Origin of the sequence: Oceanibaculum sp. (assembly GCF_022449305.1) — a bacterium.
GTDB classification, from domain to species: Bacteria; Pseudomonadota; Alphaproteobacteria; order Oceanibaculales; family Oceanibaculaceae; genus Oceanibaculum; species Oceanibaculum indicum.
On record NZ_JAKUSO010000109.1, the window covers coordinates 1 to 4,811 of the forward strand.

The window sequence follows — 4,811 nt, forward strand, 5'->3', positions numbered from 1 at the left end:
GGCCGGCGCGGCGTCACCGGCGCATAATCCAGAACCCAGCGGTGCGTTCCCGCACGGCCCGACTGCATGGCGGTCTTGCTCGGCTGATAGATGCGCGCCAACATCCTGTTTCCCCTCGACTAGACGTTACCCGGCCAAACTGGAACCTGACCAAACTGGTCGGGGTGGACGGATTCGAACCGCCGACATCCTGCTCCCAAAGCAGGCGCGCTACCAGGCTGCGCTACACCCCGAATGCCCGGAAACTAGGGATTTAAGGCAGGCGGCGCAAGCAGGATGTTGCGCCCCTTCCCTCCCGGCGGGCGAGGCGTTAGCTTTGACCAAGCGAACGATTCTCAAGGAACAGGACATGTCCCGCACCACCACCGGAATGACCGAGGATTTGCGCGCCTATCTGATCGCCTCCGGCGTGCGGGAGACCGCCCTGCTGGCAAAGCTGCGCGAGGAGACCGCCAGCCTGCCGGCCGGCGGCATGCAGATTTCCCCGGAACAGGGGCAGTTCATGCGGCTGCTGGTCGAGCTGACCGGCGCGAAGCGCTGCCTGGAGGTCGGCACCTTCACCGGCTACAGCGCGCTGTGCGTCGCCATGGCCCTGCCCGCTGACGGAAAGCTGGTGTGCTGCGACGTCAGCACGGAATGGACCGGGATCGGCCGGCGCTACTGGAAGGAAGCCGGCCTCGATCACAAGATCGACCTGCGCATCGCACCCGCGACCGAGACGCTGGAGACGCTGATCGCCAACGGCCAGTCCGGCAGCTTCGACTTCGCCTTCATCGATGCCGACAAGGGCAATTACGACCGCTATTACGAGGCGGCCCTGACCCTGTTGCGGCCCGGCGGACTGATCAGCGTGGATAATGTGCTGTGGGGCGGCTCTGTCATCAACCCGGCGAAGCAGGATGAGGATACGCTCGCCATCCGCGCGCTGAACGCCAAGATCGCCAAGGATGAGCGCGTCACCCCGGCGATGATCCCCATCGGTGACGGGCTGACGCTGGCCCGGAAGCGGTAAGGCAAGCGCTAAGGCTTACCGGAACGCCGGATGCACCAGCCGGTCGCCGACGCGGATGCCCAGCCGCTCGGCGGTGCCGGCATTCAGTTCCAGCACGGCGCTGGCGAGGCCCGGCGATTCGATGGTCTGGGTCGAAAACGGCACGGTGCGCTCCTCAATGCCGGTGATCCGCCCCCTCGCGTCGATGAAGAACATATCCAGCGGAATCAGCGTGTTCTTCATCCACATGGCAACACCCTGCGGCCGGTCATAGAGGAACAGCATGCCAGCATCGGGTTCCATCCGCTGCCGGTACATCAGCCCCTGCGCCTGCTGGGCGGGCGTCACCGCCAGTTCGACATCGAACCGGTGCTGCTGGCCCTGCGCCGTCTCGATGATGAGGCCGCTGCGCTCGAAGCTGGCGGCCCCCTGCGCGGCGGCATCGCCGGTCCACAAGGCAAGCACCAGCAGCAGAACCGGCATCGGTGAGAAGAATTTCCGCATGTCTTGGCCTTAATCCTCAAGAATGGCCCGGGCCGCCGCCCGGATTTCCGGCCGCACCGGGCCGGGGCGGGCCGCGTCCGCCAGGGTGGTGAACCAGTGCTCCGGCGGGGTCCGGCCCCGGCTGTGGTTCCAGACGATCTCCCGCAGCAGCGATTGCGCCGGCATCGGCAGCGCCTCGTCAAGAGGCTGGCTGTTCAGCACGCCCCAGATGCCGGCCCAGCAGCGCGCCACCGCCCAGGGATTATAGCCGCCGCCGCCCAGCACCAGCGTGCGGGGCGCCTGCCGGTGCAGCGTCGCCACGGCGTCCCAGATCGCCCGGTTGGACAGCGACAGCCGGCTTTGCGGATCATCCTCCAGACCGTCGCATCCGCATTGCAGCACAAGGGCCTGCGGCTGAAACCTGTCGGCCAGCGGCAGCAGCGCTTCATCCACCAGGAAGGCCAGCTCCGTATCGTTGAAGCCTGCCGGCACCGGGAGGTTGCGCGCCATACCGCCGGCCCGGTCCGCCAGCGCGCCGGTGCGCGGCCAGCGGTCCTGCTCATGGATCGACACCGTCAGCACCCGGTCCTCGTCATGGAAGGCGTCCTGCACGCCGTCGCCATGATGGGCGTCGAGATCGATGTAGAGCACGCGCTCAAGCCCCTGATCGAGAAAGGCCAGGATCGCCAGCACCGCGTCGTTGAAATAGCAGAAGCCGCTGGCGCGGTCAGGCCGGCCATGATGCGTGCCGCCCGCCGGATTGTGTACCACCCCGCCCTCCCGCAGCAGGCCGGCGGCCAGGATGGAGGCGGCGCAGGAGGTGGCGGGCCGGCGGAAGATCTCGGCGAATACCGGGTTGCCGTTGCGCCCGATATTGTAACGTTCCTGATCCTCTGGCGGGACATGGCGCGTCTCCTCCGCGCGCATCAGCGCCTCGACATAGTCCGGCGCGTGGAAGCGGGTCAGCTGGTCGCGGGTCGCCGGTTCGACGGCGCGGTAGCGGGTCTCGTCGAACCAGCCCAGCGCCCGGATCAGGTCGAGCACCAGCGAGACGCGCGGAATCGAGAGCGGATGCTTCCGCCCATAGATCGAGTGCCGGTAGATGTCGCTGCCCAGAAGGATCGGCTTTTCAAGCATGAGGCTTCAGGTACGTCGGCGGCCTCGTCCGGTCAATCCTGGCAAGCGCAAGATCGCCCCTTGCATGACACAACGCCTGTGCCATAGTTCGCGCCGACCTCGGGGGAGCCATCAGGCTGAGAGGTCGCCTCCCGCGCGGGGATGCGACGACCCCAAGAACCTGATCCCGCTAGCACGGGCGTAGGGAAGAGGACATGCACGGGACTTTCATCTTCCGCCATGCGCGCACTCTGGGCCGGGCCCTGTTCCGCCCCGTCGTGACGTTGGCCGGCCTGTTGCTGGCCTGGCAGGCGCTGGTGTCGCTGACCGGCATCGAATCCTTTCTGCTGCCCGGCCCGGCCGATGTCTATGCTGCCCTGCTGCAGCGCGGCAGCATTATCCTGCCCCATGCCGGCGTGACGTTGACGGAAATCGTGGTCGGGCTGCTGCTCGGCGTCTCGCTGGGCGTCTCCACAGCGCTGGTCATGGCGCTGTCCGGCGAGGTCCGGCGCTGGCTGATGCCGGTGCTGGTGGTCAGCCAGGCCATCCCTGTCTTTGCGCTGGCGCCCATCCTGGTGCTGTGGCTGGGCTATGGCCTCGCCTCCAAGGTGGCGATGGCCGCCCTCATCATCTTCTTCCCGGTCACCGCCGCCTTCCATGACGGCTTGCGCCGCACCGACCGGGCCTGGATCGACAGCGCCCGCACGCTGGGCTGCCGGGGCTGGCGGCTGATCTGGCGGGTGCGGGTGCCCGCCGCCCTGCCCGGCCTCGCCGCCGGGCTGCGCATCGCTGCTGCCGTTGCCCCCATCGGCGCGGTAGTCGGCGAATGGGTGGGGTCCAGCGCCGGCCTTGGCTATCTGATGCTGCACGCCAATGCGCGGCTGCAGATCGACCTGATGTTCGCCGCCTTGCTGGTGCTCGCGGCGATGGCCATCACCCTCTATTTCACGATCGACCTGGCCAGCCGGCGCATCCTGCACTGGCAGCCGGAGACCGATCATTCGGACCTTCGATAAACCTTCACGGGAACGAAAAGAATGACTCTCAAGCTTTTGCGTTCACTGGCTTTTGCCGCAGTCCTCGCCCTACCGCTTCAGACCCAGGCCGCCGACAAGCTGACGGTGCTGCTGGACTGGTTCGTGAACCCGGACCATGCGCCGCTGTTCGTGGCCCTCGACCAGGGCTATTTCGCCGACGAGAATCTGGAGGTGGAGCTGATCGCCCCGGCCGACCCGAACGACCCGCCAAAGCTGGTCGCGGCGAAGAAGGCGGAGATCGCCATCTCCTACCAGCCGCAGCTGCATCTGCAGGCCGATCAGGGCCTGCCGCTGGTGCGCATCGGCACGCTGGTGGCCACGCCGCTCTCCACCGTGCTGACGCTGGCCGACGGACCGGTGAAGAGTGTCGCCGACCTGAAGGGCAAGACCGTCGGTTTCTCGGTCAGCGGGACGGAGGAAGCCGTGCTCGGCGCGGTGCTGCGCTCCGCCGGGCTCACGCTCGCCGACATCACGCTGGTGAATGTGAACTTCTCGCTCTCCCCGTCCCTCGCCTCCGGCAAGGTCGATGCGGTGGTCGGCGCCTACCGCAATTTCGAGCTGACCCAGATGGACCTGATCGGCAAGAAGGGCCGCGCCTTCTATATCGAGGAGCATGGCGTGCCGCCCTTCGACCAGCTGATCTACGTCGCGCACAAGGACAGCGTCGGCGATCCGCGCCTGCGCCGCTTCCTGTCCGCCGTCGAGAAGGGCACCCAATACCTGATCAACCACCCGCAGGAGACCTGGGACACCTTCCGCGCGAAGCGGCCGGTGCTGAATGACGAGCTGAACCGCCGCGCCTGGTTCGACACGCTGCCGCGCTTCGCCCACCGTCCGGCAGCGATGGACAATGCGCGCTATGACCGGTTCGCCCGGTTCCTGCTGGACGCCAAGCTGATCCGGGAGATCAAGCCGGTGGCCAGCTATGCGGTGGAGCTGCCGTACTAATGTACTGATGCGCCCCGGAAATGGTCCGGGGCGCGCTTGCCCCCCTCTGACCTGTCCACTAAGGTTACGGTCGAAACGCCGCCTGGCGGACAGTCCGGGCGGCACAGCCGAAGCCGATAGCGAGAGATAGCCACATGGAGCTTACGGGCGAACAACGTATTCCCGCACCGCGCCAGGTCGTGTGGGAGGCGCTGCATGACCCCGAGATCCTGCGCGAATGCATCACCGGGTGCCAG

General features: G+C 67.0%; 7 protein-coding genes, 1 tRNA gene and 1 riboswitch. Of the genes, 4 read left to right on the top strand and 4 right to left on the bottom strand.

Annotated features, from left to right (window positions below; translation table 11 throughout):
- The coding region (locus tag MK313_RS17770; RefSeq protein WP_287783500.1) for an NADH dehydrogenase ubiquinone Fe-S protein 4 at nucleotides 1–104 on the bottom strand (104 nt) is incomplete at its 3' end.
- 52 nt (nucleotides 105–156) lie between these two features.
- Nucleotides 157–233: transfer RNA gene (locus tag MK313_RS17775), tRNA-Pro, on the bottom strand.
- Between the two features lie 116 nt (nucleotides 234–349).
- Between MK313_RS17775 and MK313_RS17780 the strand changes: the two genes are divergently transcribed.
- Complete coding sequence (locus MK313_RS17780; RefSeq protein WP_287783488.1) at nucleotides 350–1,012, top strand: O-methyltransferase; 663 nt, start codon at nucleotides 350–352, stop codon at nucleotides 1,010–1,012.
- 15 nt (nucleotides 1,013–1,027) lie between these two features.
- On the opposite strand, the gene MK313_RS17785 is transcribed toward MK313_RS17780, so the two are convergent.
- A complete protein-coding gene (locus MK313_RS17785; protein WP_287783491.1) occupies nucleotides 1,028–1,474 on the bottom strand; it encodes a DUF192 domain-containing protein in 447 nt (148 codons plus the stop codon).
- Nucleotides 1,475–1,504: 30 nt separating this feature from the next.
- The gene (locus MK313_RS17790) at nucleotides 1,505–2,611 is read right to left on the bottom strand and encodes an acetoin utilization protein AcuC (protein ID WP_287783494.1); all 1,107 of its coding nucleotides are present in this window, start codon (nucleotides 2,609–2,611) and stop codon (nucleotides 1,505–1,507) included.
- A 91-nt stretch (nucleotides 2,612–2,702) separates the two neighbouring features.
- Nucleotides 2,703–2,816, top strand: a riboswitch (TPP riboswitch).
- Here MK313_RS17790 and MK313_RS17795 point away from each other — a divergent pair.
- The 3 genes from MK313_RS17795 to MK313_RS17805 all read left to right on the top strand — a co-directional run.
- Nucleotides 2,806–3,606, top strand: coding sequence for an ABC transporter permease (locus MK313_RS17795; protein ID WP_121217925.1), 801 nt, complete (start codon nucleotides 2,806–2,808; stop codon nucleotides 3,604–3,606). It overlaps the preceding riboswitch by 11 nt.
- 21 nt (nucleotides 3,607–3,627) lie before the next feature.
- The gene (locus tag MK313_RS17800; RefSeq protein WP_287783498.1) at nucleotides 3,628–4,575 is read left to right on the top strand and encodes an ABC transporter substrate-binding protein; all 948 of its coding nucleotides are present in this window, start codon (nucleotides 3,628–3,630) and stop codon (nucleotides 4,573–4,575) included.
- A gap of 134 nt (nucleotides 4,576–4,709) precedes the next feature.
- On the top strand, nucleotides 4,710–4,811 hold a 102-nt coding region (locus MK313_RS17805; RefSeq protein WP_287783503.1), incomplete at its 3' end, for an SRPBCC domain-containing protein.

Coding starts and splice junctions, on each gene's coding strand:
- MK313_RS17795 (WP_121217925.1), top strand. CDS start 2,806: ATGCACGGGACTTTCATCTTCCGCCATGCGCGCACTCTGGGCCGGGCC.
- MK313_RS17800 (WP_287783498.1), top strand. CDS start 3,628: ATGACTCTCAAGCTTTTGCGTTCACTGGCTTTTGCCGCAGTCCTCGCC.
- MK313_RS17785 (WP_287783491.1), bottom strand. CDS start 1,474: ATGCCGGTTCTGCTGCTGGTGCTTGCCTTGTGGACCGGCGATGCCGCC.
- MK313_RS17790 (WP_287783494.1), bottom strand. CDS start 2,611: ATGCTTGAAAAGCCGATCCTTCTGGGCAGCGACATCTACCGGCACTCG.
- MK313_RS17780 (WP_287783488.1), top strand. CDS start 350: ATGTCCCGCACCACCACCGGAATGACCGAGGATTTGCGCGCCTATCTG.